The 23,807-nt window shown below is 39.4% G+C and carries 25 protein-coding genes; 10 read left to right on the top strand and 15 right to left on the bottom strand.

Going from position 1 to position 23,807, the window contains the following annotated elements:
- Window positions 1-223: 223 nt before the first annotated feature.
- The gene (deoD, locus tag L659_RS0118770; protein WP_002959109.1) at window positions 224-928 is read right to left on the bottom strand and encodes a purine-nucleoside phosphorylase; all 705 of its coding nucleotides are present in this window, start codon (window positions 926-928) and stop codon (window positions 224-226) included.
- Window positions 928-2,160, bottom strand: coding sequence for a phosphopentomutase (locus tag L659_RS0118765; protein WP_024591525.1), 1,233 nt, complete (start codon window positions 2,158-2,160; stop codon window positions 928-930). Before L659_RS0118765 ends, deoD begins: the two co-directional genes overlap by 1 nt.
- Window positions 2,161-2,352: 192 nt before the next feature.
- On the opposite strand from L659_RS0118765, the gene udk reads away from it, so the two are divergent.
- The 3 genes from udk (at window position 2,353) to L659_RS0118750 (ending at window position 5,246) form a co-directional block, all read left to right on the top strand.
- On the top strand, window positions 2,353-2,985 hold the full coding sequence (udk, locus tag L659_RS0118760) for a uridine kinase (protein ID WP_007583533.1): 633 nt from the start codon (window positions 2,353-2,355) through the stop codon (window positions 2,983-2,985).
- A gap of 17 nt (window positions 2,986-3,002) precedes the next feature.
- Window positions 3,003-4,229 carry a NupC/NupG family nucleoside CNT transporter gene (locus tag L659_RS0118755; RefSeq protein WP_007583535.1) on the top strand — a complete coding sequence of 409 codons (1,227 nt, stop codon included), beginning with the start codon at window positions 3,003-3,005 and terminating at the stop codon, window positions 4,227-4,229.
- A 306-nt stretch (window positions 4,230-4,535) separates the two neighbouring features.
- On the top strand, window positions 4,536-5,246 hold the full coding sequence (locus L659_RS0118750) for a substrate-binding periplasmic protein (RefSeq protein WP_024591524.1): 711 nt from the start codon (window positions 4,536-4,538) through the stop codon (window positions 5,244-5,246).
- An 866-nt stretch (window positions 5,247-6,112) separates the two neighbouring features.
- Here L659_RS0118750 and L659_RS0118740 read toward each other — a convergent pair.
- From L659_RS0118740 to L659_RS0118690, 11 genes are all read right to left on the bottom strand, one after another.
- Complete coding sequence (locus tag L659_RS0118740) at window positions 6,113-6,322, bottom strand: cold-shock protein (protein ID WP_002959120.1); 210 nt, start codon at window positions 6,320-6,322, stop codon at window positions 6,113-6,115.
- A 235-nt stretch (window positions 6,323-6,557) separates the two neighbouring features.
- A complete protein-coding gene (locus L659_RS0118735) occupies window positions 6,558-7,274 on the bottom strand; it encodes a hypothetical protein (protein ID WP_024591523.1) in 717 nt (238 codons plus the stop codon).
- Window positions 7,271-8,011 carry a hypothetical protein gene (locus tag L659_RS0118730; protein WP_024591522.1) on the bottom strand — a complete coding sequence of 247 codons (741 nt, stop codon included), beginning with the start codon at window positions 8,009-8,011 and terminating at the stop codon, window positions 7,271-7,273. Before L659_RS0118730 ends, L659_RS0118735 begins: the two co-directional genes overlap by 4 nt.
- On the bottom strand, window positions 7,998-8,351 hold the full coding sequence (locus L659_RS0118725) for a cupredoxin domain-containing protein (RefSeq protein WP_024591521.1): 354 nt from the start codon (window positions 8,349-8,351) through the stop codon (window positions 7,998-8,000). The genes L659_RS0118730 and L659_RS0118725 overlap by 14 nt, the downstream gene beginning before the upstream one ends.
- Window positions 8,344-9,657, bottom strand: coding sequence for an ATP-binding protein (locus tag L659_RS0118720; protein WP_024591520.1), 1,314 nt, complete (start codon window positions 9,655-9,657; stop codon window positions 8,344-8,346). The genes L659_RS0118725 and L659_RS0118720 overlap by 8 nt, the downstream gene beginning before the upstream one ends.
- Before the next feature lie 26 nt (window positions 9,658-9,683).
- Entirely contained in the window at window positions 9,684-10,343 is a 660-nt protein-coding gene (locus tag L659_RS0118715) for a response regulator (protein ID WP_007376647.1), read from the bottom strand.
- A gap of 7 nt (window positions 10,344-10,350) precedes the next feature.
- A complete protein-coding gene (locus L659_RS0118710; RefSeq protein ID WP_024591519.1) occupies window positions 10,351-10,998 on the bottom strand; it encodes a tetratricopeptide repeat protein in 648 nt (215 codons plus the stop codon).
- Between the two features lie 21 nt (window positions 10,999-11,019).
- Window positions 11,020-11,790 (bottom strand): SDR family oxidoreductase, encoded by a 771-nt coding sequence (locus L659_RS0118705; RefSeq protein ID WP_024591518.1) that lies wholly within the window; start codon window positions 11,788-11,790, stop codon window positions 11,020-11,022.
- The gene (locus L659_RS0118700; protein ID WP_024591517.1) at window positions 11,787-12,476 is read right to left on the bottom strand and encodes a TenA family transcriptional regulator; all 690 of its coding nucleotides are present in this window, start codon (window positions 12,474-12,476) and stop codon (window positions 11,787-11,789) included. The genes L659_RS0118705 and L659_RS0118700 overlap by 4 nt, the downstream gene beginning before the upstream one ends.
- Complete coding sequence (locus tag L659_RS0118695; RefSeq protein ID WP_024591516.1) at window positions 12,469-13,938, bottom strand: AMP-binding protein; 1,470 nt, start codon at window positions 13,936-13,938, stop codon at window positions 12,469-12,471. The genes L659_RS0118700 and L659_RS0118695 overlap by 8 nt, the downstream gene beginning before the upstream one ends.
- Window positions 13,935-14,588, bottom strand: a complete 654-nt coding sequence (locus L659_RS0118690; protein ID WP_024591515.1) for a thermostable hemolysin — start codon at window positions 14,586-14,588, stop codon at window positions 13,935-13,937. Before L659_RS0118690 ends, L659_RS0118695 begins: the two co-directional genes overlap by 4 nt.
- Window positions 14,589-14,863: 275 nt before the next feature.
- On the opposite strand from L659_RS0118690, the gene L659_RS0118685 reads away from it, so the two are divergent.
- The 5 genes from L659_RS0118685 to L659_RS0118665 all read left to right on the top strand — a co-directional run bounded on the left by L659_RS0118685 (window position 14,864) and on the right by L659_RS0118665 (window position 19,098).
- Window positions 14,864-15,487: a fused MFS/spermidine synthase gene (locus L659_RS0118685; RefSeq protein ID WP_010555216.1), complete on the top strand. Its 624-nt coding sequence runs from the start codon at window positions 14,864-14,866 to the stop codon at window positions 15,485-15,487.
- Complete coding sequence (locus L659_RS0118680) at window positions 15,480-16,364, top strand: spermidine synthase (RefSeq protein ID WP_024591514.1); 885 nt, start codon at window positions 15,480-15,482, stop codon at window positions 16,362-16,364. The genes L659_RS0118685 and L659_RS0118680 overlap by 8 nt, the downstream gene beginning before the upstream one ends.
- Window positions 16,365-16,497: 133 nt before the next feature.
- Window positions 16,498-16,965, top strand: coding sequence for a MarR family transcriptional regulator (locus tag L659_RS0118675; protein WP_007583567.1), 468 nt, complete (start codon window positions 16,498-16,500; stop codon window positions 16,963-16,965).
- Window positions 16,966-16,973: 8 nt separating this feature from the next.
- Window positions 16,974-18,038 (top strand): HlyD family secretion protein, encoded by a 1,065-nt coding sequence (locus L659_RS0118670; protein WP_024591513.1) that lies wholly within the window; start codon window positions 16,974-16,976, stop codon window positions 18,036-18,038.
- 10 nt (window positions 18,039-18,048) lie between these two features.
- Entirely contained in the window at window positions 18,049-19,098 is a 1,050-nt protein-coding gene (locus L659_RS0118665) for a DUF2955 domain-containing protein (RefSeq protein WP_024591512.1), read from the top strand.
- A 137-nt stretch (window positions 19,099-19,235) separates the two neighbouring features.
- On the opposite strand, the gene L659_RS0118660 is transcribed toward L659_RS0118665, so the two are convergent.
- Entirely contained in the window at window positions 19,236-20,393 is a 1,158-nt protein-coding gene (locus L659_RS0118660) for a benzoate/H(+) symporter BenE family transporter (RefSeq protein WP_024591511.1), read from the bottom strand.
- Between the two features lie 379 nt (window positions 20,394-20,772).
- On the opposite strand from L659_RS0118660, the gene L659_RS0118655 reads away from it, so the two are divergent.
- Together L659_RS0118655 and L659_RS0118650 are read left to right on the top strand one after the other, a co-directional pair.
- Entirely contained in the window at window positions 20,773-21,477 is a 705-nt protein-coding gene (locus L659_RS0118655) for a hypothetical protein (protein ID WP_024591510.1), read from the top strand.
- 126 nt (window positions 21,478-21,603) lie between these two features.
- The gene (locus L659_RS0118650) at window positions 21,604-22,347 is read left to right on the top strand and encodes a zinc-dependent metalloprotease family protein (RefSeq protein ID WP_007583576.1); all 744 of its coding nucleotides are present in this window, start codon (window positions 21,604-21,606) and stop codon (window positions 22,345-22,347) included.
- Window positions 22,348-22,387: 40 nt separating this feature from the next.
- Here the strand turns inward: L659_RS0118650 and L659_RS0118645 are convergent, their stop codons facing one another.
- Entirely contained in the window at window positions 22,388-23,713 is a 1,326-nt protein-coding gene (locus L659_RS0118645) for an IS4 family transposase (RefSeq protein ID WP_024589914.1), read from the bottom strand.
- Window positions 23,714-23,807: the final 94 nt, after the last annotated feature.

Here is a 23,807-nt window from a genome sequence, read left to right as displayed (position 1 = left end):
ACTAAATAGCGAATTTTTTGCCTAGCTATCAACACGTTTTTCCATCCTCAAAATAGATCACTTAATTAAGCGAATTGGTATAAGTAATTAGAAGCTGCTACCCATTTTCTTCAGGCATAAAAAAAGCCGCATAAAATGCGGCTTTGGAGGTTTAGTCTCACTTCACTTTGGGCGTGTCTCCAAAACTTAGTGAATACGTTACCAAGGAACTGTTATGTATTATTTAAGCTATTGACTCTAACGCAATTTTAACCATTTCGTTAAACGTGCTTTGACGCTCATCAGCAGGTGTTGCTTCGCCAGTGATTACGTGGTCACTTACTGTAAATAATGCCATTGCGTTTGCGCCGTATTCAGCTGCAACGCCGTATAAACCTGCTGTTTCCATATCTACTGCTAGCATGCCTAACTTGTCTAAGTCTTTATAGAACGAGTCATCTGCTTGATAGAATGTGTCTGTCGTAAATACGTTACCTACTTTTGCTTTAATTCCTAGCTCTTTAGCAGCGTTTACGCCGTTTAAAAGTAGGTCAAAGTTAGCAATAGCAGCAAAATCGTAGCCACGTACGCGTGCACGGTTTACGTTTGAATCTGTGCTTGCACCTTGTGCAAAAATTACGTCACGAATTTTGATATCTGTGCCAATACCGCCACACGTACCAATACGTATAATATTTTTAACGCCAAAGCTTACAATTAGCTCACGTGCATAAATAGACATTGATGGAATGCCCATGCCTGAACCCATGATACTTACTGGCTTACCTTTGTAAGTACCAGTGAAACCGTACATGTTACGAACGCCTGTAACTTGTACTGCATCATCTAAAAAGTTTTCAGCAATATATTGCGCACGTAGCGGATCGCCTGGCATTAATACTGTTTCGGCGAAATCACCAACGTTTGCACTGATATGCGGAGTACTCATTAATTGTTTTCCTTTTTATTTGGCATTTTTAGCTCATTTAAAAAGCTGTCGCCGTAATCAAGCGCAGATAAGCTAAACCACTGTGCCAGTGTTTGACCTATATCTGCAAAGCTGTTGCGTTCACCTAATGGTGTGTTACTCATACCTGGTTGGTATGCAATAACAGGTACGTATTCACGAGTGTGCTCAGAACCTGGAAAGGTTGGGTCACAGCCATGATCTGCAGTGATCATTAATACGTCATCTGCTTTTAACTGATTTAGTATAGTTGGTAAATAGTCATCAAATTCTTTTAATGCTTTTGCGTATCCTACTGGATTACGACGATGACCAAATTTTTCATCAAAATCAACTAGGTTAGTAAAGATTAAGCTACGATCTGGCGCACTTTCCATTACTTCACTGGTTTTTTCTAGCAAGTTCATAAGCCCAGGTGCTTTATGCTTTTGGGTTATGCCCTGATGCGCGTAAATATCTGAAATTTTACCAATACTAATTACTTCGCCGCCGTCTTTTGCTAGTACATCTAGCAATGTTGGTGCTGGCGGAAGTACTGAATAGTCACGACGATTACCCGTTCGAGCAAAGTCTTGGCTATTTGAACCCAAAAATGGCCGCGCAATCACTCGTCCTATGTTCATTTCATCAAGTAGCGCCCGTGCGATTTCGCAAACTTGATAAAGCTTCTCTAGGCCGAATGACTCTTCATGCGCGGCTATTTGAAACACGCTATCAGCTGAGGTGTAACAGATTGGTTTACCTGTTTTTACGTGCTCTTCACCTAGCTGTTCTAAAATGGTAGTTCCTGATGCATGGCAATTGCCTAAAATGCCTGGAATACCTGTACGAGCAATAAACTCGTCTATAAATTCTTGTGGGAAACTTGGCTGTGTTTTTGGGAAATATCCCCAATCAAATAACACAGGTACGCCTGCCATTTCCCAATGACCTGATGGCGTGTCTTTTCCGCTAGAGATTTCTTTAGCGTAACCCCATGCACCTTGAGGAGCTTGGCGGTCTGAAATTAAACACGGTTCGCCACCGGCAGCTTCACATGCATCCACTAACCCAAGTTTTGATAGGTTAGGAAGAGACAGTGCACTGCCTGTTTCGTCGTAATATGCTTTTAGTAAGTGAGCGAATGTATTAGCCCCAAGATCGCCGAATTTATCTGCATCTGGTGCTGCACCGATTCCTAGGCTATCTGCCATTAAAATAATTGCTCTTGCCATTTTGACCTCACTTTGATTCTAGGTGGTTACTTTATCCGCTGATCGAATTTTCCGTACAGGACAAAAGTCCTGTTTCATAAAACCTAAACATTATAAATTTGCACCCTTGAGCGAAGCAAAAGAGATTAATCGTGTCTTTTTTGCTATTGTGATCTACCAACAATATATCTTTCTGTGTGGATGAGAACTTTAGTGACACGAACTACTATTATAGCCATTGCAGGCGCATCAGCGTCGGGCAAATCTCTTTTTAGCCAAACAATTTACAATGAATTGGTTAATGAGCTTGAACCAGGCGCTATCGCCATTATTGAAGAAGATGCTTATTACAAGGATCAGTCGCATTTGCCGATGGCTCATCGTACGCAAACAAATTACGACCATCCAGATGCATTTGAACACGCATTAATGCTTGAGCATTTAACGCAACTTCGTTGTGGTAACTCAGTAGAAGTACCAACGTATGATTATGCACAGCACACGCGTAGCGCAACCACACGACGAGTGCCAGCTGCTAAAATACTCATTGTTGAAGGTATTTTACTATTGAGTGATAAAGCGCTTAATAAAGAATTTGATATTAAGGTGTTTATAGACACACCTTTAGATATTTGTTTAATGCGTCGTATGCAACGTGATATGGAGCAACGAGGCAGAACATTACAATCTGTTGTTGAGCAATATCAGGCAACTGTTAGACCGATGTTTTATCAATTCATTGAGCCTTCTAAGCATAACGCTGATTTAGTTGTGACTCGAGGCGGCATGAACCGCGTTGCGATTGATATAATAAAAAGTAAAATTAAATATTTACTACAAGAATAACAACGGGAAACATTTGTATGACAACATTTATGAGCTTAGTAGGCATGTGTGTGCTACTAAGCATTGCCTTTGCTGCGTCAACTAATCGCAAGGCAATTAATTTAAGAACCGTTGGTATAGCATTTGCGATGCAAATTGTTATAGGCGGTTTTGTTCTGTTTTTCGAAGCAGGAAAAAATGTGTTAACTAGCATGTCATCAGCCGTCTCGTCGGTTATTGGTTATGCTAATGATGGTATTGGGTTTTTATTTGGTCCACTCGCCTCACAAGACACATTAGGTTTTATTTTTGCAATTCAAGTTTTGCCAGTTATCGTGTTTTTCTCAGCGCTTGTTGCTGTGTTATATCACCTTGGCATTATGGATTGGATAATTAGGATTTTAGGCGGCGGTTTACAAAAATTATTGAAGACCTCTCGCACAGAATCGCTTTCAGCAACTGCAAATATTTTTGTAGGCCAAACTGAAGCACCGTTAATAGTTAAGCCATTTATAGCAACGATGACAAAGTCGGAATTGTTTGCAGTAATGGTAGGTGGCTTAGCCACTGTAGCAGGCTCTGTAATGGCCGGTTACGTAATTATTGGCGTAGATCTTAAGTATCTTATTGCTGCGAGCTTTATGGCTGCACCAGGTGGTTTCTTAATGGCCAAGATGATTGTGCCAGAAACTGAAACGCCTAGAGATAACTTAGCTGATTTAGATTTAGATGACGAAGATAAGCCTGTAAATGTAATTGATGCAGCTGCATCAGGTGCTGCAAACGGTATGCATTTAGCACTTAATGTAGGTGCAATGTTACTTGCTTTTGTAGCGCTAATTGCATTATTAAACGGTTTATTAGGCGGTATTGGCGGGTGGTTTGATTACCCAACATTAACGCTTCAAGAAATATTAGGTTATGTATTTGCTCCAGTTGCATGGTTACTAGGTGTGCCATGGGATGAAGCGATTATAGCCGGCAGCTTTATTGGTCAAAAGATAGTAGTGAACGAGTTTGTTGCTTACTTAGACTTTATAAATTATCGCGATACGTTAAGCGCGCACACACAAGCAATCGTTACTTTTGCTTTATGTGGGTTTGCTAACTTATCATCGATAGCCATTTTACTAGGTGGGTTAGGCGGTATGGCGCCTAGTCGGCGGAAGGATATCGCACGCTTAGGGCTCAGAGCAGTGTTAGCAGGATCTATGGCTAACCTTATGAGCGCAGCAATTGCTGGGTTTTTCCTCTCGCTAGCTTAGAAACTTATTGAGATGAACACCGGTGTTGCAAAACAAGAGGATAGCGCTTTAAGGGGTTAAAGCTCTATCTGACTTGAACGATACTTCACCAAGGGCCGCAAGGCCCTTTTATCGTTTTAGGCCTTAATTTTTAGCCTCAACTACTTCAAACCTCAAGCCACTTATCTATCTAGCCCCCTTTATAGTTATACATAACTCAAATAAACCAATATCTTAGTAACAAGTTCACATAAATAATTTTTGTGTTTTTCATATTTTCAGCCACACTTATTATTACTTAAGCTAACCGAATGACGATTCGCTATTGTGAAATATATTCTTTATTCTCTTTTTTTAATTTGTTCTGTGTATGTTCAAGCAAAGGAAGCCCTGCTTGTTGTTACAGAGTTAGCACCACCAAACCAAGTATTGATTAATGGCGAGGTAGCAGGTGAAGGTACTCAGTTTATTAGAGATATATTTGCTGAGGCTGATCTCACACCTAACATTCAAATGTATCCTTGGGCACGTGCTTATAAAATTGCAGATGAGTTAAAAAACACCTTTATATACAGCCTTGCACGCACTGTAGAGCGAGAAAATAAATTTTATTGGATTGGACCAGTTGGACGATTTGAGCTGGGCTTTATCGGCCTATCAGAGCGAAATGATCTTATTATAAATAATACTGAACAAGCAAAAGTGTATAAAATTGCAATGCAACGCAATGACTTTTCAACACAAACCCTCACGAAACTTGGCTTTGAAGTTGTTTTAACCTCTGATATTCAAAAATCATACTCTTTACTATTAGCTAAAAAAGTAGATTTAATTGTAGACGATCCTTTATTCATGCAGCAGATGAGTGATTATCTAAAGCTCAAACCAGCACACTTAAAGTTTATTTATAAAATAGATGAGCTAACAATTGATGCTTATTTAGCTGCAAATAAAAAAACAGATATGCATTTAATAGAAGCACTGCAAGCTGCATTTTTAAAAATAAAGCAAAAGAAAGGGCTGCCTTACGAAAGATAAATCATTGAAGATAAGTATGCTTATGGGCGACAAAATCATCTTTCATTTTTAACTTTTTATATTCTTCATAAAATTACTTTATGACATGCTCTGGTACTGATTTATTAAATGCAATGTAATTGCTCACAAGCTTAGGAAGAGGTAATTCTTGCACTTCACTGCGTCAGTTGCTTTATATCCAAAGAGTTCTAGCTATACTTTATTGTAACTTTTGAACCTAAATTAGATCTATTTTTCTTCTTAAAAACAAATCCATATATTGTTTTCGCCTCTAAACATTAGTAAGTTTTCGCCCGCTTTAAAACCAATTTTATTTACGCCTAGAGCTGAATTGTTTTTTCGGCGTAAAATTTAGACCGCATACTTAATGGAATTGGTATAACTTACTTATCAGCTTTGAGCTTATAAAAGAAAGTTTGACTCGCGCCAGCGGCCCAGCCCAATAAAATTGGTGGGTCACGTTCGATGTTTTTAATTATTGAAACAATGCCAAAGTAAGGGGCTTTTAAACTAAGTTATAAGCACGCTTCCAAGGAAGCAATTTAAACTCGCAGGTTATATTAATAGCTGTGCAAATATCTTTTACGATATCGAGAGTAATACCAACAAGCTGATCTTTGTCGTTTTGAATTTGTTGTTTTGAAATTATAAGGGAGAAATGTTCGGTATAAATTACAAGCTTAAACTCACTTGCATTAGCGCAATGACTTAGAAGAATAGAAAAACGAATATTAGGAGGGGCTAAATAATAGCAATATCATTTAGTTAATTTACATTGATAATGGGCGTTGCTTGGTTTGAGTCAAATTTCAGACACAAAAAAAGCGCCTTAAGCGCTTTTTTTTCATTTTACTTAAAAAGTAAAATTATACAGCTGTGATGTTATCAGCTTGTGGACCTTTTTGACCTTGTGAAAGAGTAAACTCTACACGTTGGCCTTCAGCTAAAGTTTTGAAACCTTCGCTTTTGATTGCTGAGAAATGTGCGAAAACGTCTGGGCCATTTTCTTGCTCGATGAAACCAAAACCTTTAGACTCGTTAAACCACTTAACTGTACCTGATACGATGTTAGACATTGTAATATCCTGAAATAAAAATAAAAATATGCTCATAAGAGCGGGTGTAGCAAAAAATGAGATGGTACTTTAAAAACTTCAGGACGGTACTACAAGTATTACTTATATCGAAATGGAGATTTATAGCTTACATGCTTTCTTTCTAGCTGCGGCCCACTATATAGAGTTTAAATAATATGTCAAGTACCTATCTATAATCAGAATAATAAACAACCAAAACTACTTTTAGTTGTTATTAAAATTCAAATTCTAATGCGAGCCTAAAACTATGGTTTTTTTCTGATTGGCTTATCTCAGTGATGAAACCCGCTTCCCATTTTAATTGCTTTTGCCCATCAAAGCGCTGTAAACCTATAAAGCCAGGCCCTATACCAATAAAGTCTTCACCTACGTAAACCTCTATAGAAGGCTGGAAAGCAGAGCGATATCGATAGCGATATTGTGCTCTAAACTCACTTTCCCATTCATTTTTAATGTCTTGCCCCCACTCGTACACTAAAAAGGCATTCATAGTTAAGCTTGTTTTACCAAACTCTTTTTCGATCACAAAACCCGAAGTTGCCTCATACACATCTTCGTTATGTTTTTTTTCAAGCTCAAATAACGCGCCCCAATCAGCCCATAATTTACCTTGTTCAATTAATTGCCAACGTAGCTCAAGCTCATAAGCTTCTAATCCAAAGTCGCCGTTGTCGTCTCGCTCACCAACTAAATAGCCTTCGAGTGCCATTGTATCGTTAATAGCACCACCGCCACCCAAACGCTGCGCTAGTATGTTGCCACTATCTGTTTGGTGCGACACTAATCGCCACTCAAATTCACGCTCAAAAGGCAAAACATAGGGGTGATATACCTTATCAACAACAATACCATCGGCCTTTGCTTGGATTGAGAATACCAACAAACAAAGAGCGGTAAAACTAAGCGCTAAATATAGGTTGAGTGCTTTCATACACGTTCCTTAGTTATTGAAGCCGAAATAACATAACAAAGTAATAAAAATAACACGCTGCTTGTACTATATATAAGTACACTCATTAAATCAGGAGTGGCCTCGTAACCAACAAGAGCACGCAGTACACGGCCGAGCTCAGAGTTTTCGTTTAACAAATCACGTAAATCCCACACTGTTGAGGTGTTTGTAATTAAATCTATTTGACTCGCTAAATCCAGTGCAACTAATAATTTAGCCGCGCTGTTAAAAGCAAGCAAAGTAAAAAGCGGATACATACCAAAACGGTGCTTAATTGCATTCATTAAAAAGTACAGCAATACGCTAAAACTTAAACAAATTCCAACACCTAATAAAGTGCCAATAAATAAGCTTTGCCCTGCATCATTATTTTGCCAAAAACTGGTGAGGTAAATAATATAGTGGCTTAAATAGAGCGTTATTGTGCTTATAACTGCGATATAAAATGCCGCTGACTTTTGCTTTAGTGCAAATACCAATACAGCAATAAATATAGTGATACATAGCCCTATTTGTGAGTACTCTAACCCTTGGTGTTCAAACCACTGGCTCACCCACGACGCACTTTGCATGTACAAAAACGACATTACCGCGCCTATTACTAAAGCAGACCCTATTTTTAAAGAGCTTTGTTTTTTAACTACTTGTAGTAGCACTAATAAAATAGCCACTGGTAGTAATTGATTAAGGCTCATGACTAAACTAGTTATTAGCATGCTGCGCCCCTTCATCGCTAACTATAACAACGCCCCTTGCTGTATTTGGCGAAAACTCACCAAAAAACTCGTAATGCCCTTTACTTAGCGGTCCTATATAAATAATACTTTTACGATTTGGGTAGAGTACTTTTTCTCTGTTTAGATCAAAGCTATCAAACTCTTCTGGTGTACTATCTTGGTTTTCTATCAATAGTTTTACTTTTTTATTTGCGGGAATAATTATTTGCGAGGGATAAAACAAATGATCTTTTAAAATAATAAGGTACTCTTTACTCGCCGCGTTAAACGACAAAAATAGCAAACAACAAAGACATTGATTAAATAAACGTTTAGTCACTTTTTACTCCTGTAAAAGTAACCTTAACGGTTAGTCCGCCTAAAGGGCTATTCGCTAAATGAATACTTGCGCCATAAATAGCAATTATGTGTTGAACAATCGCCATACCTAAACCCGCACCTTGCTCGCCTGATGGATGTTGATCGCCACCCACGCGATAAAAGCGATTAAATATTCGGTCTTTTTGCTCTTCGGTCATGCCCGCACCAGAATCATCAATTTGCCAACTAAAGCCGTTATTACTTGACGCTAATTTAATTATAATTTGACCATTATCAGGTGTGTATTTTATGGCATTGCTAAGTAAATTAGCGATGAGTGTGGTTAATGTAAATTCATCACCATTAATTACAAAATCATCACCTTCGAGGCTAATCGTTTGATTTTTTCCGTCTATTTTGTCGTATTGCTCCGATACAACTTGCTGAGTAATCGCTAGCAATGACTGCTCGCTAAACTGCCTCTGCCATTGCTCAGGCTGAGTGCGCCCTAAAATTAGCATTTGTTCAACAATATTACTTAAGCGATTAATGCCTTGTGACATTGCTTGGAGTTCTTGATGGTTTTGCGAGTTGCTTTGCTTACTAGCTAAATTGTGTACATTAATTTTTAAGCTACTGAGCGGGGTACGTAATTCGTGAGCTGCATCTGAAGCAAAAAAGCGCTCTCGTAAGTAAGCGGTTTCTACTCGTTTAAATAAATCGTTTAAACGATTAATAACAGGTTTAATTTCTTCGTCGGTTACCTGCCAGTTAATTGGCGTAAAGTCGTTTGCTTGGCGAGTAGCCAACTGCTTAGATAGTCGGGTAAGAGGGGCTAATGCGTATTTAACAAAAAAACTTATAAAAATAGCAAGCAGAGGGACAGCCCATAACATAGGTAACATTGCAGATAAAATAACGGCTTCAGCTAATTCAAACCGCTTTGACATAGGCTCAGCAACGATGACTTTACGGGTATTTTTTCTCATCACAAACACTCGCATGCGCTGCCCTGCTACATTGGAAGTTTGAAAGCCCTCGCTAAAACTAATTTGGTTATTTGATAAACTCGATGAGCCACTAAGTAAACTATTATTTTGCCAAATTTGATACAACAACTGAGCACTATTATTGCTTACTTGTACTGCATTTGTGCTTAGTGCTAATGGTTGTTCAATTAAAACGCCAGCGACTATTTTAAGTTCATTATCAAGCAAGTTTTCGCCGTGGTGCATGCTTTTTTGATAGCCTTTTACTAATGCCAAAAAGCAAGTAAGCACCATCATTGAAAGTAAAATTAAGGTCAGACGTTTACGAATAGACATTTTCAACCCCGAAAGATAAACACACCCTAACGCTTACCAACCACGTAGCCAATGCCACGTAAGGTTTTAATAAAATCGCTAGGGAATTTTTTACGAAGATGATGAATATGCACCTCTATGGCATTAGAGCCAACTTCTTCACCCCATTGGTAAAGTTTGTTTTCGAGTTGTTGTTTTGATTGCACCCTTCCCTGATTTTCCATCAGCGCTTTTAAAAGCATGTATTCTTTACGCGGCAATGTAAGTGATTTCCCACTAACTGTCACCGTATGCGCTGAGCTGTCTATTACGACTTCTCCGTATTGTAACAAACTAGATTGAGTTTGATTAACACGTCGACTTGCTACACGTAGTCGAGCAAATAACTCAGCAGGATCAAACGGCTTCGCAAGGTAATCGTCAGCGCCCATGTCAAGCCCTTGGACTTTGTCATCAATACTGCCGCGAGCAGTTAAAATAACCACCGGAATAACTTTTTTTTGCGCTTTAATATGCTTTAAAACTTGCGAACCGTCGCCATCAGGTAATCCTAAATCGAGAATAACAAGCTCAATTTCACCACTAGAAAGGCACTCTAAGGCGTGTTTTACTGTGCCACTATGCTCTACGCTGTAGCCCTCTTGACGCAAAGAGCGAATAAGCCCTTGCGCCACTAAATGATCGTCCTCAACGAGTAATAAATGCATTATGTGTTTATCTTTTTAGTTTTTTATCTACTTTTACCAATAGCTGGCTTATTGCTTGTTGGCGATATTTATCTGCTTTTGCACGAGTATCACGAATGCCCGCGGCTTGTGCTACAAGTAGTCGTGCTTTAGCTTGTTTATAATCGCCTTCGTCATACAAGTATTCACCGTATAAGTAATTAGTATCAATGCCTTCGAGATTAAAAGCGAGCGCTTGTTTAAATAATTTTTCAGCTTTGTCGTCATCACCAAAACCAATTGGCCAACCAGGTACTTTACTGTAAAGCGTTGCAAGGCTTGCGTAAGCTGAGCCATTTAGTGCAGTGCCATCAATTGAGAGTGCATTTTCGAGTGACGTTTTTGCCTCTTTTGCTAAACCAAGTGCACCCAACCCGCCTTTTGCGCCTGCAAAACTGGCTAACACAATACCATTCCAAATATGTGTTTGTGCCGAGTTTGGGTAGTTTTTAACAAACAATGCACTTTGCTCACTTAGCTGTGTAAACGCATCTATTTGCGCATCATCTTCAAGTTCGTAGTTAGCAATTGCCCACTTTTGTTGAATAGAGGTTAAGTCTTGTGTTTCATCTGCGTGTACTGCGGTTGCAAATACAGTTGTTAGTACTAAATAAAATGCGAGTGTAAATTTATACATAATTTTGCCCTTGTGTGTTTGTTAACCTAAAAAACGTTTAATTTTAGGAAGTTGTTTTGCAATAGCGTTATCAACAACGCTTGGGAATGCGCCATTTATGCGTGCAAATAATTTTTCAGGAAAACCAATAAAACGCCTTGTTTGATTCGAATTTATAAGCACTAATAACTCTTGAGCAACTAATTCTGGTGAGTCCATTTTATTACCGAGTTCTTTATTCATTGCACGCGCTTTACTGCTATTAATGGATGTATCTGTTGCTCTAGGCGCTAAATAGGTCACTTTAACGCCTGAACCATTCAACTCACGTGATAATGCTTCTGTAAAACCACGTAAACCAAATTTACTGGCGCAATAAAGTGTTTGAAACGGGTAACCAATGCTGCCAAACGATGAGCCCACGTTAACAATGGTGCCTTTGGTATAGTGTAACTGCCCTAAAAATAGCTGGCATAATTTAATAGGCACCGACAAATTAGTAACGAGCATATTATCTATTTGCTCATTACTTGTGTGCTCTAAGCTTTGCATTGTATTTATACCGGCATTGTTAATAAGTAACTTAACGCCACCGAGTTGCTTGGCTTTTATTGCTAAGTTAATGCGTGTTGTATCGTCGGTTAAATCGCCAGCAAATATTTCACTGTCTGAGCATGCACTACTGAGCTCCTCAAGGGCTTGCGTATTTCGCCCTACAAGCAGTAACTTCCACCCTTTTGCATGTAGAGCTTTAGCAATAGCTTGCCCTATTCCGCCTGTTGCGCCGGTTAACACACATAAAGCGCTACTCATGCCAATTTACCTTGTGCACTTGCTTTAAAAAACGGTTCGTCATCGAGTCCACGAAATATATCGCCGTATAAACGATAAAAGCGCTTTGCACCATGTAGTATGGCTTGCTGATCCGCCTCATCTGTTATTTGGTTCATTAGGTTTTCAAAAAACTTTACATGCTCTATGTCAAGTGCGCCGTGAGAGGTTAAATAACTAAATGCTTTTTTAGGTAAGCCCACAGCATTTGCAATGTTTGAAGCCGCACCATCAGCAAGCGCTATAGAAGTGCCTTCAAGCACATGCACCATGCCAAAAAAGCTCAATGGATTTTTACGTGTAATGGAGTCGTACGCATACGACACCATCATTTCCGTAGCATATTGCGGCTGACTGCGACGAACTGTTTCTTTGTCAAAACCACAGGCTGCAATATCATTAAGTACCCACTCTTGATGACCTATCTCTTCTTCAATGTATTCTGCGACTGCTTCGCGCAGCCATTCTTGATTGTCGGTTAATCGTGCACCAACCGACATCATTAATGGCACTGTGTGTTTAACATGGTGGTATGCTTGCGCTAAAAACGAGGCGTATTCTTCAAGTGATGCTTCGCCTTTAAAAACACGCTGAATAATAGGCGCTGCAAGCAAGTAGTTTTGCTCTTGTTTAGTTTGCTCTTTGAGGGTGTTAAAAAAATCACTCATTAATTACTTCTCCAAGTCGGTAAAATTGATCAAACACAGCATGGTACTGCTTACTTATGGCATCTCGTTTTGGACGATTATTTGTGGTTAATAATCCTTGTTGCACACTTAATGGGGCAGTTAAACGATGCCATTTTTGAATTCGTGCATAGTCGGGTAGTTGTTTATTAATTGCGTTAATGTATTGCTCTAACACCGGGTTACTTAGCTTTGAATCGGCATAAATAATGGCGGTTAAAAAAGGTCGACCTTCACCAAACACAACCGCTTGTAAAATACCGCTTTGACTTAGTAATAGTGATTCAGGCCACTCGGCACTGATATTTCGCCCCATGCTGGTAATAATTAGGTTTTTTAGGCGGCCTTTAATAAATAAGGTATTTTGATGCTGATCGACCAGATCACCGGTTGCATACCACTGGTTTTTGTCGTGAGGTTGATGATTTAAGTAACCTAAAAACAAATCGCCTTTTATAAAAAGCTGGCCATTTTCAATTTTGGTTTGAATATGAGGTAACACAGAGCCTGCACTGTGAAGGTTATCGTTTGTGGGCGTATTTAAACTAACTACAGATGCCGCCTCAGAAAGCCCATAACCTTGGTATACCGGTAAATTTAAGCTACGCGCTTTGGTTAATAGCATTTCGCTGACAAGCGCACCACCTACTGCAATAAACTGTAACGAACTAGGCGGTTGCCACCCATCTTCTGCAAAAGCAACTAAGCATGCTAATAGTTCAGGCACTAAAATAAGCGTATTTGGCTTAACTTTATCAATAGCAGCTATAAGCTGTCCGGGTTGTTTTAATACAGTTCCAACAAATCCTAATTCATTTAACGGCATTAAATGCACTGTACCGCCACTTTTTAAGGGGGCATACACACCGGCTATATTTTCAAGCAATACAGCAAGCGGCAATAAACATAAATGAACAGGCTTTTTAATATTAATCTTATCGCACAGAGATTGAGCTACCTGCATTTGGCTCTTTGCAGATAAACACACGCCTTTTGGTTGCCCAGTCGATCCTGATGTAAACGTTACTTTTTGAGTTTCTGGAAAATAACTGACGGGTTTAACTACAACAATTTCGTAAATATATAACGTGTAAAACTCAAACATAGTAATCGATGCAGTCGGCTCCCCAAGTAAAGGGTTTAGCGTGTCGCTAATAAATAAATGTGCGCCGCATTGCGCTAGTACATATTGAGTTTGTTGTTCACTAAAAAAGTGAGCAATTGGCACAGCCACTTTATTAGAAACTGCAGTAGCGGCATCAATAACAAGCCAAGCTGGCGTATTATCGAGCTTATAAGCGACACATTTGCCGTTAAAGCTTTGTAGTATTTTTACTACTTTTTGTATTTGCTGGTTAAACTCATCACCGTTAATTTCAAGTGTTTGCTCTTTATTATGGGCAATAATTAATGGCGATACTGAATGTGTATTATAGTAATTCATACGTTCACCAATGCATTTACCAAAGAATTGATATTTGAGTGGTTTTGCTGCATCAAACTATAAAGCATTGGGGTATTTAGTACTTGTTGGTGAGCTTGCTCTAGGCTCACAATGCATACTGTTGGTTGGTTGGCGTAATAGCTGCCCCACTTTAATGGGTTCTCAACTACAAAACTGCTCGCAAGTGCAATTTCAGTACACGTAACACCAAGTAAGCGCAATAAAGCACGCACTTTGTTGGTTGCACAAAACACTAAATGTTTTGCCCCCACACTTTGCAGAGCTTCGTTAACAATAATAAAATGTGCAAGTGTTGCTCTTCGATTTGTAGAGCAGAGATTACCAAGTTCAAAAATTTTATTGCGAGAAATGCTCTCATCTAAAAAATCTTCAACGGGTGATGCTAAATATTGCTCAATAAACAATGGCGAAGTTGCTTGCCTTAGCCCTAACGTGCACTTTCCTTGCTCGGTAACGTATTGGCAAAGTAGTGGCATAAAAGAAGTAAGCTTAGCGTTATACGCAACTAAAAAACCTTCTTTCACTGTATTTTCGAGATTTTTTCGATGCACATCATCAATACGAGCACTAATAAACTGACTGTTATTTTGTGTTAAACCTAATGATGTAGAAGTGTGGGCTAATTGCATAAGCTCGCTCATTTAAACCTGTTTATATTTCAGGGTTTAAACTTAACGAGTGAAACTTAAAGAAAACTTAAGAAATTTAATTTAAATGAAAAAGCGTCTTAAGTGTTAAATCGCGAGGGCCTAGGCAGGCTAAATAGATCAGAATTCAACTAACTAACAAATTGCTATAACAAAACTTCTTTTTTAAAATTAAACTTAGGTTAATTATTACCCTAGCAGCTTTGTATTCATCACGTTAGTATAGTGTTCTACTTAAGTTACATAACGATAATTACATGAGCATAAAAACAAACGCGTTAATTTACTTTTTAGCTTTTTGCAGCGGCTTTTGCATAATGGGCATTGAGCTTTTAGGTGGGAGAATTCTTGCCCCCTTTTTTGGCAGTAGCGTGCATATTTGGGGCAGTATAATTACTGTGTTTATGCTTAGTTTATCTTTTGGGTATTTACTTGGTGGTAAACTCAGCACTAAAAATGCATCCCTTACCAAATATGGTTTAATATTTTTAATTGCCAGCATTATGGTTGTTCCTATTACATTATTTTCGCAGCCTATAATGGAATTTATATTTACCCATATTGAAGATAGCCGCTACGGCTCGCTCTTAGCGTCAACTGCTTTATTTTTTATACCTACCGTTATTTTAGGCATGATCTCGCCCTACTCTGTGCGCTTACTGGTAACAGATAGCGATAAAAGCGGCCAAGTGGCTGGGCGTTTATACTTTGTAAGTACGCTTGGCAGTGCCCTGGGTACTATAATTACCTCTTTTTACTTTGTACTCGCGTTTGACGTAAATACAATTATTAGCGCCTTTGCTTTAACGCTTGGGTCACTGGGTTTAGTAGCGATTGCTATTAATACCTTGGCTAATAATAAGGGGCTTGCTCATGCTTAAATATTTGCTACTGCCATTAATTGTATTGTCAGGTTCTGCGTTTAGTAAGGTTATTCATGAAGAACGCTCGCTTTATCGCAATATTATTGTTGAAGAAACGAGCGACTTACGTTGCCTTAAATTTAATACTAAAAGTAGCCAAACAAGCCAAAGTTGCATGTATAAAAGCAATCCCGACAAACTTGTTTTTAATTACACAAAATTGACGTTTGCGAGTCTTTTAGTAGCCGACAACCCTAAAAGTGTACTTATTATAGGATTGGGTGGCGGTACGCTTTCTAACGTTATTCATGAGCTATACCCCACTGCAAAAATTCATAATGTTGAAATAGATCCTGCAGTAACTAAAGTTGCACGCGATTACTTTAACTTTATAGAAAACGACTTAGTGACATCAAGCGTGCAAGATGGCCGTATTTTTATAAAGCGCGCCGCTATTAAAAAGCAAAAGTACGATTGGATTATTTTGGATGCGTTTAACGGTGACTATATTCCGGAGCATTTGCTCACTAAAGAGTTTTTTGAAGAAGTACAAAGCGTATTAGCCGATGGTGGCGTTATTGCCGCAAATACGTTTTCAAGTAGTAAACTTTATGAGCATGAGTCGGCAACTTACCACGCTGTATTTGGCGACTTTATAAATGTAAGCCGCGAAAATCGCAGCAACCGTATTATTTTAGCGGGGCTTAAATCAATACCGAGCGAAGCGCAAATTAACACGCGTGTTAATGCTCTCGCCCCTAAATTAGTAAAATACGGTGTAGATATAAAAGCGATTAGCCAGCTTATGCACTTTACTAAAGACGGCCAAGATTGGCCTGCAGATACAAAAGTACTTACCGATCAATACTCCCCAGCTAATTTACTTAACTTTTAAAATCCCCTAAACCTCACCATTTTTTACAGGTGAGGTTTAGCAAATATTTTGCCACTTCCCGCACCTACGCATATTTACTTAGCAAGCTAAGTAATGATAAAATAGTTAGCTTGCTAACTATGTTGGGATGGCTATGCCTACACAAAAACCTTTTCACGAGACGCTCGATTTAACAGTTATCGGTAATATGGGCCGAGTTCATCGCTTATGCCGCGAAGCAGTAACCATTGCTGTTGAGCCTTTGGGACTTACTCAGTCGCGCTGGACTGCACTAATGCATATAAATATGCGTGGTGAGGGACTAACACAACTTGAACTTGCTAATAGCTTAGGGATAGAAATGCCTTCACTGACTCGCACGCTTAAGCAATTAGAGGAGCAATCGTTAATCGTTCGCCGTGTAGACAAACATGATAAACGCAGTAAAAGACTCTATTTTACTGAGCAAAGTGATGCCATTTTACACTCATTGCAAGAGACCATTTCCGATATAAAAAATCAGTTATACAGCGGTTTATCTGTTGAGCAGCTAGATGCCATTGCATTTGGTTTGATCAAAATAGAGCAAAACGCCCTTAAATGTATTCAAGTTAATAAGTAAGGCTAAAAATGACACCGGATCAAAAGTTTGCACGCTATGTAAGGTTTTCTCTCATAGGGTTTATCTTAGTATTTATTTACTATTTAGTGGCCGATATGGTTTTGCCTGTGACACCACAGGCACGTGTATACCACCCTGTTGTGCAAATATCACCGCAAATTAGTGGCCGAGTCACTAGTGTGCAAGTTAATAATAACCAATCAGTTAAAGCGGGCGATATATTATTTAGTATCGATGAAGGCCCATATAATTTAGCCAAAGAGCAAGCTCAACTCGCGCTTGATGATGCCAAATTACAAAACAAGCGTCTTGATACCAATGTTAAAGCCCTTGAAGCACAAATTAGTGCTGCAAATGCTAAGCAGCATGAGCAAAAGCTATTAAAAAGCAGAGGCGAAAAACTCTATACTCAAAAGTCTATATCGGAGCAAGAGCTTGAAAGCATTCGTGCTAACTTTGAGGCCAGTAAAGCAAATGTTGCGGCCCTAGAAGCGCAGTTAGCTGAAGCGGTTTTAGCTAGAGGTGACTCAGGTAATAAAAACTTAGCTATGCGTCATGCTGCTAACCAGTTAGCGCAAGCTGAGTTAAATTTATCCTACACGCAAGTACGTGCACTAAGTGACGGCGTAGTTGCTAACTTACAATTATTAGACGGCGCGTACGCTGTTGCAGGTAGCCCATTATTAGCTATTGTCGCTAAAAAAGCCGACTTAGTTGCCGACTTTAGAGAAAAGTCACTCTCAAATATGAAGCAAGGCACTCAAGCGCGCGTCGTATTTGATAGCCGCCCAGGTGAAGTTTACGACGCAATACTAGAAACATTTGAAGCAGGTGTTAGCAACGGTCAACTTAGTGCAAATGGTTTACTAAGTACAACAGAAACCAGCAATCGTTGGGTACGTGACGCACAGCGTCAACGCATTCATTTAAAGCTCGTAAATCATCAAGACTTAATAGCGAACATGCCAAGCGGGTCACGTGCAACAGTACAATTATTACCCGAATCGACAATTGGGCAATGGTTTGGCTCTGCACAAATTAGATTTATTAGCTGGTTACACTACATTTATTAATGGAGGCTTTATGACTCAAATTGTTAGCCAAGGCCCACAATTAGACTCTAATGGCCTTCGCCAAGCACTACGCATTGCAGGTGGATGCACCCTTGGCTTTACTATTAGTAAATTAATGAACTGGCCAAATGGTATATTTTTTACCGTTTATCCTATGTTGATATTGGGCATGGTACCTACGTTAAGTCGTGGGCTTATAAATCAATTTATAGCATCTGCTGCATTTAGCGCGCTTATAGTGCTGATAATGCAGGGATTATTTTCTCACTTGCCAGTCGTTATGACATTGTTAGTGTTTGGTGTTTTCTGCTTTTTATTTCACCAAATGAGTAGCGGCAGCGCCTTTTTATTTGGCGCTTTAGGCGTGATCAGCCTTTCTATTCAGCTACATTTTTCGAGCTATGTTGATGAAGGAAGTAGTATTTATCCGTTAATTTTAACTAATGGTTTGGCTATATTTTTAACCGTTGTTATTGGAGCATTAATGCATGGCCTATTTCCTGATGTAACCGCAAGGCCCGGGCGAGTAATGCCAGCTAAAGCAAAAGAAAGTATTCGCCATGAGGTATTGTTATGCTCAACCGTGGCTACGCTCTCTTTTGTGGTTTTTCAGGTTCTTGATTTACAAGACTCAATATCTGCGCAGGCAGCTTCTGTGCTTATTTTGTTTTCATTGTGCTGGAAAGCCGCAGGTATGGCTGGTTGGCAGCGAGCAATTGGAACGCTTATAGGGTGTAATGCAGCGTTACTATCGCAACTATTTTTGTATAGTCACTCTGATTTTTTACTTTTTCCGATGGCTATTTTATGGATACTTTCGTTTCTTTTTGCGCGTTTTCATATTTTAGGCGGAGGCATACCTGGTATTGGTTTTGGTGTGCTGACTACATTCGGTATTTTATTTGGGAACTCACTCGGGCCAGGCCAAGATCTTGTTTATAGCGCAATGTACCGGTTTAGCTCGGTATCGGTGGCTATAATATTAAGTTTGTGCGTTGTATATGTTATGCACCATATACTTAATCGGTTTAGTGTAACTCGCCATCATACTTTTGATTAGGTAAATCTTGTTTTATAAAACTAAAGGCTGCAATTGCAGCCTTTTTTATAAGCTTAGTTAAGCTATTTTAATGATATAAATAAACTATAATTTTGTTTTAAATACTCACCAGCGGCTCTTTGTACACAATAAAGCTTTTAGTCTTTTTGGGTGATAAGGAGCGTAAGCACACCTGCTATAATCCCCCAAAAGGCAGACCCCACTGAGAGCAATGTTAAGTTAGATGCAGTTACTAAAAAAGTAACAATTGCGGCCTCCGTATATTTAGTACTACTAAGGGCTTGCTGCAAACTATTAGCAATGGTGCCAAATAGCGCAATGCCCGCCAAAGCTAAAATAAGTGCCTGCGGTAAACTTGCTACCAACCCAACTAATGTAGCCGCGCACAGCGCCATTAAAATATAAAATGCGCCCGCCGCTATACTCGCCCAATAACGTTTATCATGATTTTCATCCGCTTCATCACTCATACAAATAGCAGCAGTAATAGCGGCTAAATTAATAGAATAAGCTCCAAACGGGGCGGTAAGCATATTTACAAAACCAGTCACATTAAGAGATGCAGATATAGGCGCTTTATATTTATGCGCTTTTAAAACAGCAATACCCGGTAGATTTTGCGAGGTCATGGTAACTATATAAAGTGGTAAACCTATGCTAATGCATGCTTGCAAGTGAAAAACGGGTTCAATATAAGCAAATTCGCTCATTTTCCAGTGCAGTGCGCTGGTATCAATATGGCCCATTTGCCAAGCGAGTAGTACACCTATAATAAGCACACTTAACATAGCAAAACGGGCAAAAAAGCGTTTACCAATAAAGTACATAACAACCATTAAGCCAATCACTAAAGGCATGTCGTTCATAAAATTAAACACATCGATACCAAAGGTAACAAGTACGCCGGCCAACATGGCGCACGCAAGCTCACTTGGAATACGGTTCATTATTTTTTCAAACCAGCCCGTCACCCCCGACAAAAAAACGAGCAATGCACTGAGCATAAACGCGCCAATAGCCTCGTTTAAGTTATACCCTTGTGCACTTGAAATCAGTAATGCAGCCCCCGTGGTAGACCACGCAATTAAAACAGGCACTTTGTAATAGTACGACAAACCTATTGACGTTGTGCCCATCACTAAACCAAGCATTAAAATCCAACTAGCTACTAAATCGGGCGTGCCTCCAAGGGTTATCACCACCTGATAAATCAATGCAATGGAACTCGAAAAACCAATAATTACAGCCACAAGCCCTGCTGTAATTCGGTTAAGCAACTGATCAGACACCTTCATAAATCCCTCGTAATGCCATTTATGCAGCACACAACATACGTGCCCGATAAATGCATTGCAATTAGCGATTAGTTTACAAAGAGTGAAAAAAATTCACTTTTTATTTTTCATTGTAATTAACGTCAAAAAGTCACTTTTAACCATTGTATTTAACTAAACAAACAAGTACCCACAAACGCGCCAAAGGCCGCATAAACCCTACAAAAAACCAATACTAAAAAGAGTGAAAAACATACCAAAAATAAATATCCTTATATTTTATAAGGAATTATGAAATTTAGAATTAATTCTTTTCGGTTACATTTATTATCTTGATCTAATCCATTTAATAATATAAAACGTAACAAACAGTTAACCAAAAACACTAAAAGAGAAACAAATGAAGAGATCTGTCGTCTTACTAATTGCTATACCATTATCGGCATTTGCAGTTTATGGGCTATTTTTTAATGCAGATGAAACGGGCGAACCTATCGCGCCTGTTGCTATTGATTTTGTTCCTATTGATTTACAAAAAACGCGCAATACACATCCCCCTGCACCTATTGATATGAGTAAAGATCCAATTACCGTTAAACCTATTGTTGCCCCTGACAACAGCTTACCGTTTGAAGAATTTGATGCCGTAAATCGCCTATCCGACAAAGCAAAGCAAGTGCTTATAAACGCAAAAGTTTTACCTACCGACTTACATAACGAAGCCTACATTGAGTTTGATTTAAATTCTTTACAGGCTTTAGAAACTGGCGAAAATTTTGATTTAGCTATTCCGCAAACAGCCGAAACATTCACCGCAGAAGTGACTAATGTGATTGAGTCTGAAAATGGCGATAAGAGCATATTTGGCAAAATAGTGGGTGTTGATGGCCGCATGCATAATACCGTTTTAACGGTAGGTAAAGATGCCGTATATGGTCAATTTACTGCGCCTTCTGGCAATTATGTATTCGAAAGTAAAGGTAAGTACGGATGGATTGCAGCAAAACGCGATTTATATAAAAGCCACATAGAGCATGATGTAACCGCACCAAAACCCAAATCAGATAAAAGCATCGATATATTTGCACCAAAAATTGATGGCTAACCAATAATCAAAATATAAAAAACAACTAAAGCCGCACTATAAGGCAACTTTAGTGTGTCTGCTTTTTATGAGCTCAACCAAGTTAAAAACAAGTTCCAACCACAACAAGAGTAAGGAAATACAATAATGAAAAAAGTAATCACAACAACCGCACTGGCTGCGGCATTATGTGCAGCAAGTGTTGCACAAGCAGAAACAATCGATATCGGTATTTTATATACCGACCAATCAGCTGCTGCAACTAGCAATATTGACACTAAAATAAATCAACTAATTGCTTTTAGTAATCAGGTATATAGCCAAAATGGCGTTGATATAACACTACGCTTAGCTGGCAAACAAAACTTAGGTGACTATGCAGTAACGCCGTCTGAGGATTGGTTAGATTCGGTTACAAATAGCAGCTACGTAGATGGTTTACGCAGCGATTGGAAAGCCGACATGATTGCCGTATTAGGTACTGGTCAAAGTGCTGGCAATGGGCTTATTTCATGTGGTTTAGCATGGGTTGGCCAAGGCACTAATGGCAATCTATACAGCTCAATGAGCAGCCGTATGTACTCAATCACTGCAATTGATTGTGGTGCAACTACATTTGTACACGAACTTGGTCATAACCAAGGTTTAGCGCATTCACGCAAACAAGGTGATACGTCTGGCGGTGTATATGTAGATGGCATGGGTCACGGCGTACAAAACGAGTTTGCAAGTATAATGGCTTACCCGCACGTTTACGGTAGCGCTACTCAGTACGATTACTTCTCTAACCCTGGCTGGAGCGTAAACGGTATTGCATTTGGTATCACAAACCAAGCGCATGCAATTCGCACAGTTACTGCTACAAAAACAAGTATTGCTAACTTTAAATAAGCTGCCCAATAAAAAAGTGGGCTAAATAGCCTAATGCCAGTCAGTTAACAGCTGACTGGCTTTTTTTATTGGGGTATTTACTGGGTTTTGGTTTCACACACCTCGGATACGCCCGCTCCCGTTTTATCGGCAATATGTGATATTCAACTTGAGCTTGTAATTGCTCTATTGATTTAGGTATCCGTCCTGCATTTTCTATAAACATTGTATGAATAAGGTTAATAATACTAATAGCACACGTCGTAAAACTCAGGTGTTTTGCATATATCCCAGATTTTTTCTGCGCCATTTTCACCATCTGGTATCGGAGCAAGTTATAGCTCAACATTACGCCCCATAATTCTTGCGCTATCATCTCAGGTTTCTTGCTGCGTAGCGTAAAGTGACTATTCAGTAAGGTTTGTTTCATTTCTCGATAACCAAGTTCAATTTCCCACCGATCACTATAGAGGTCAACAATTTCAGCCTTAGGGAAACGCATTGGGTCTGTTAATGAAGTGAGTATATTCACCTCTTTCCCCTTAACCGTTTTTGTGACTAGCCTAACTTCAATGCTCTCTGGTAAATCGTCGAACTTTTTTCTCGCTTGTGCTGTTGCTTTTAGCTTGATGAGTTTGTCTTGACGACCTAGAGAGCGAACAATTTCATATTGCGTGCCTTTTCTCATCGGTTGAAGCCAATGCCTATTTACCCCAGCATGATGCCAACGATTGAGTAAGCCTAGAGAATAGAAGCCTCTATCAAATAACGTCAGTGAGTTATCGGGTGTTGCCTCGATTAAGTCTTCAGCCAACACCATTTCACTAGTACGACAACTATCAAAGGCGCTCCCCATTAATAAATGACTAGTTAACTCCATCAAACACACCATGCGAACCTGAGGGAAGGCCGTGTCACCATACTGATTTTTCCACATGGAGAATGCATGTTGATTTTCAGCAGTATCCGGTGTGCGCCAAATGACACCATCAACACCCAGTAGTGATAGCCCGCACCATGTGGGATGGTTCGCATCAGCATTCCACATTTGCTGACTTTGCTCAAAAACCTGTTTAACGGCATCAGCCCCAAGCCGCTGCCTAGCCTGTACAACCGCGCTGGGCGCAACGAGTTCTTTTTTACCTGGTAAAGCGAGCCCTAATTTACTGACAATACTCCACAGTGGGTCTTCACGATAAAACGACATACAAATGACTGTCCAAACGGCCATCTCAACAGGAAGCCTTCTTTTCCTTATCGTCGCGACACCTGCGGTTTCTGCGCATTGTTTGATAAACTCAGGGCATAAAAAATCACTCAGTTGACCTAAGCCTTCTGAATTGGGTGCGTAGCTATTGGCTAGAGAAAGTGCGGTAGTGAGTTGCAAAATAAAAGGCTCCTGAATAAATTCAGAAGCCTTTATAAACTAACCAGAAGATCGGTCAATGGATCGTTAAATATTTCTTAACTGATCGGCATTA

Source organism: Pseudoalteromonas sp. S8-8, assembly GCF_000497875.1.
In the GTDB taxonomy this organism is placed as follows: Bacteria; Pseudomonadota; Gammaproteobacteria; order Enterobacterales; family Alteromonadaceae; genus Pseudoalteromonas; species Pseudoalteromonas arctica.
This window is presented reverse-complemented; position numbering and strand designations above follow the sequence as displayed.

Coding starts and splice junctions, on each gene's coding strand:
- deoD (WP_002959109.1), bottom strand. CDS start 928: ATGAGTACTCCGCATATCAGTGCAAACGTTGGTGATTTCGCCGAAACA.
- L659_RS0118765 (WP_024591525.1), bottom strand. CDS start 2,160: ATGGCAAGAGCAATTATTTTAATGGCAGATAGCCTAGGAATCGGTGCA.
- L659_RS0118755 (WP_007583535.1), top strand. CDS start 3,003: ATGACAACATTTATGAGCTTAGTAGGCATGTGTGTGCTACTAAGCATT.
- L659_RS0118740 (WP_002959120.1), bottom strand. CDS start 6,322: ATGTCTAACATCGTATCAGGTACAGTTAAGTGGTTTAACGAGTCTAAA.
- L659_RS0118735 (WP_024591523.1), bottom strand. CDS start 7,274: ATGAAAGCACTCAACCTATATTTAGCGCTTAGTTTTACCGCTCTTTGT.
- L659_RS0118730 (WP_024591522.1), bottom strand. CDS start 8,011: ATGCTAATAACTAGTTTAGTCATGAGCCTTAATCAATTACTACCAGTG.
- L659_RS0118720 (WP_024591520.1), bottom strand. CDS start 9,657: ATGTCTATTCGTAAACGTCTGACCTTAATTTTACTTTCAATGATGGTG.
- L659_RS0118715 (WP_007376647.1), bottom strand. CDS start 10,343: ATGCATTTATTACTCGTTGAGGACGATCATTTAGTGGCGCAAGGGCTT.
- L659_RS0118710 (WP_024591519.1), bottom strand. CDS start 10,998: ATGTATAAATTTACACTCGCATTTTATTTAGTACTAACAACTGTATTT.
- L659_RS0118705 (WP_024591518.1), bottom strand. CDS start 11,790: ATGAGTAGCGCTTTATGTGTGTTAACCGGCGCAACAGGCGGAATAGGG.
- L659_RS0118700 (WP_024591517.1), bottom strand. CDS start 12,476: ATGAGTGATTTTTTTAACACCCTCAAAGAGCAAACTAAACAAGAGCAA.
- L659_RS0118695 (WP_024591516.1), bottom strand. CDS start 13,938: ATGAATTACTATAATACACATTCAGTATCGCCATTAATTATTGCCCAT.
- L659_RS0118690 (WP_024591515.1), bottom strand. CDS start 14,588: ATGCAATTAGCCCACACTTCTACATCATTAGGTTTAACACAAAATAAC.
- L659_RS0118685 (WP_010555216.1), top strand. CDS start 14,864: ATGAGCATAAAAACAAACGCGTTAATTTACTTTTTAGCTTTTTGCAGC.
- L659_RS0118680 (WP_024591514.1), top strand. CDS start 15,480: ATGCTTAAATATTTGCTACTGCCATTAATTGTATTGTCAGGTTCTGCG.
- L659_RS0118675 (WP_007583567.1), top strand. CDS start 16,498: ATGCCTACACAAAAACCTTTTCACGAGACGCTCGATTTAACAGTTATC.
- L659_RS0118670 (WP_024591513.1), top strand. CDS start 16,974: ATGACACCGGATCAAAAGTTTGCACGCTATGTAAGGTTTTCTCTCATA.
- L659_RS0118665 (WP_024591512.1), top strand. CDS start 18,049: ATGACTCAAATTGTTAGCCAAGGCCCACAATTAGACTCTAATGGCCTT.
- L659_RS0118660 (WP_024591511.1), bottom strand. CDS start 20,393: ATGAAGGTGTCTGATCAGTTGCTTAACCGAATTACAGCAGGGCTTGTG.
- L659_RS0118655 (WP_024591510.1), top strand. CDS start 20,773: ATGAAGAGATCTGTCGTCTTACTAATTGCTATACCATTATCGGCATTT.
- L659_RS0118650 (WP_007583576.1), top strand. CDS start 21,604: ATGAAAAAAGTAATCACAACAACCGCACTGGCTGCGGCATTATGTGCA.